We start from the raw sequence: 2,757 nt of genomic DNA on the forward strand, positions 1-2,757 counted from the left end.
CTGTGGATTAGAGAAAAGGTCCATAATCGGCACATGGAGTGGACCACTTCGTTATTTTCTGAAAGGTGTCCGTGAACATGGCTAAGGAAGAAACATTTCAGGATCTTTCCCTCAACTTGCCCTCTGGCAAGCAGGAACTCTGGCGCTGGCTATACACCGAGCTGCGCGGCGCCATTCTGGATGGACGGCTGAAACCCGGCGCCCGCATGCCTTCCACACGCAGCCTCGGGTTGCAGTATTCGCTCTCGCGCGGAACCGTGGTCGTCGCCTTCGACCAGCTACAGGCCGAGGGATACACCCGTACTGAACCGGGATCGGGAACCTATGTCGCCTCGGGCGTTCCGGACGAATTCATGTCTGCAACGCCCAAACCCGCGGCTCTCCCTCGCCCAACTTCGAAGGCCGCATTCCCAAAACGTGCACAAGATTTTCTACAGAATGTGGAGGTGCTGCCCGCGTCTCACACCTTAGGCAAGTCTTTCCGCGCTCATGAACCGGCCATCGACCTCTTCCCCGTAGATCTTTGGGCCCGTGTCGCTTCGAGCGTCTTGCGCCGAGCTCCGCGTTCGCTCTATGGTCACGGCAACGCTGCGGGCCATCTCCCTCTCCGTCGCGCCATCGCAGAATACGTTGGGGCGTCACGCGGAGTGCACTGTTCAGCCGAGCAGATCATCATCACCTCCGGCACACAGCAAGCGCTTGACCTCATCGGACGGTTCCTTTTAGCTCCCGGCGATCAGGCCTGGATCGAAGATCCTGGTTACTCGGGTGCGCTTCACATACTGYGCACTACGGATGCGCGCATTGTTCCAGTACCTGTAGATGGAGATGGCGTGATCGTGAAGGCAGGGCGCAAGCTTGYACCCAAAGCGAAGCTCGCATATGTCACGCCCGCGAATCAATTTCCGATGGGCGTCACAATGTCCGCGGACCGCCGAATGGAACTCCTTCGCTGGGCTGCTAGCGCGAACGCCTGGATCGTCGAAGACGACTACGACGCAGAGTATCGCTACTCCGGCCGCCCCGTCGCTGCTCTGCAAGCTCTGGACAACTACGGCTGCGTTATCTACGTTGGCACGTTCACGAAGATGCTCTTCAATGCACTACGCCTAGGGTTCATGGTCTTGCCGGTGAGGCTGGTAGAGCCGTTCGTATCGGCACGCAGCTTCGTCGACCGCCATCCACCGACGCTCGATCAAGCCATCCTTGCGGAGTTCATCACCGAAGGCCACTTTGGCCATCACATCCGCCGCATGCGCCAGGCCTATGCGGAGCGTATAGACGTCCTCAAGGCCGCTGCGGATAAACACCTCGACGGAGTGCTCGATGTCATCCATGCCGAAGCGGGGATACGCACGCTCGGCTGGCTCAAAACATGGAAGTCCGATCACGACGCGGCACAGCAGGCGCGAAAACACGGCCTCGAAGTAGAACCACTGTCGGTGTTCACGACAAAATATGAACAACCCCCCGCGCTCATGCTCGGTTTTGCCAGCTGCACTCCGGCAGAGCTGCGGCGCGGCGTATCGATCCTCGCAACCGCTTTACGTTCAAGTTAGGCGGTTGAGTCCACTCGCAGCGTACTAGCGATTTGAAAAAGTGGCGGCGAAGTAAAGTGGATCATTCAGATCTGCGCCTGGCATTCCGCATAAACGATGCACTTGACTGCGTTGAACTAATGCTTGTGACTGATCGCCTACGCACGCATCGGCCCGGCCCGTGATTCAAGGAAGTTCCTTTAGCTTGTGCATGTCAGCGGCAGAGGAGGCCGCATCGATGCGCAAGAAGAGCAGAAGACCCATATGTCGCAAGATCATTCTTCGGCTTCCGGACCTAGATCACACGAAGACCGCGGTCCTGAACAGCCTCAGCTCCCCGCACTCGAAGCGCAACTACAAGTTCGCTATGGAGCAGTTCATCACATGTAGACAGATCTCCCCATCCGCTCTAGGTCCTTTTTACTGCATCACAGAGGGTGGTTTTGCCGGAACCACTTAACCCCGTAAACCAGACAACCTGGCTACTGAGCAACTCTCTTTCCATCATTACCAAACCGAATCAAGGATGCTGTTGTACTCGCCATGCATCTGGACTCTGTACCCTTTCTGGAATAGGAACTTGGAATAGTTCCTCTGAAAGCGTCTGATTAGCATAGAACTCGACTTCATAGCTAATGCCACGGGTCGTAACTTCACGGGGCTGCAGGATGCCATTTTTCCCGACGAAACCATTGAATGCCCCCGAAATCCGAATGGGGCCGTTCTCTGCATTCGAGCGGCGGAATCGAGAGGGGGGACGAGGAAGGTCCAACTCGTACGCCGTCGGTAACCATGTTTTTGGATCAAGCCGATACGTAAGTGCCCGATCTTCCCAAGAGAGGGTAAGCTCACATTCCTTATCATTCAGACATGTATATTTTGTGGGTACGAAGTGAAAGAGGGACGAGCTGGGGTTAGCAATCGCAAGCACCTCGGCGCGAAAATCTTCGCTTCGGCTCATCGGCGCCGGACGTGATATCCGGGGCGCATTCTTGCCGAGAAGCACGGTTGCGGCATTCGCACTTTGAAGGTCGATGACCTCCAAAGACGACGTAAGTTCCCCACCTCCATGCGCGCGATAGATCCACCATCCCTTCGTATCGTCTTCCGCAAAAGTGACGTTCGTTTTTCCTTTCTTATACCGTTGCAAGAGGACAAAGGAGCGTATCGGTTGTTTCGAGAACCCTCGGGCCTCCAGCATTTTGGACCAGGCTTCGCG

The 2,757-nt window shown here is 56.3% G+C and carries 3 protein-coding genes; 1 reads left to right on the plus strand and 2 read right to left on the minus strand.

The genetic code is table 11. From position 1 onward, the window contains the following. Window positions 1-77 precede the first annotated feature (77 nt). Window positions 78-1,559 carry a MocR-like pyridoxine biosynthesis transcription factor PdxR gene (gene pdxR / locus AB4043_RS21540; RefSeq protein WP_442308040.1) on the plus strand — a complete coding sequence of 494 codons (1,482 nt, stop codon included), beginning with the start codon at window positions 78-80 and terminating at the stop codon, window positions 1,557-1,559. Between the two features lie 388 nt (window positions 1,560-1,947). Here the strand turns inward: pdxR and AB4043_RS21545 are convergent, their stop codons facing one another. Both AB4043_RS21545 and AB4043_RS21550 read right to left on the minus strand, forming a co-directional pair. Beyond that, the gene (locus AB4043_RS21545) at window positions 1,948-2,046 is read right to left on the minus strand and encodes an adenylyl-sulfate kinase (RefSeq protein WP_442301814.1); all 99 of its coding nucleotides are present in this window, start codon (window positions 2,044-2,046) and stop codon (window positions 1,948-1,950) included. A 12-nt stretch (window positions 2,047-2,058) separates the two neighbouring features. Continuing rightward, window positions 2,059-2,757: hypothetical protein (locus tag AB4043_RS21550; protein ID WP_442308041.1), on the minus strand; the 699-nt coding region annotated here is incomplete at its 5' end.

It is taken from the genome of Terriglobus sp. YAF25 (assembly GCF_052113305.1).
Classification (GTDB): domain Bacteria; phylum Acidobacteriota; class Terriglobia; order Terriglobales; family Acidobacteriaceae; genus Terriglobus.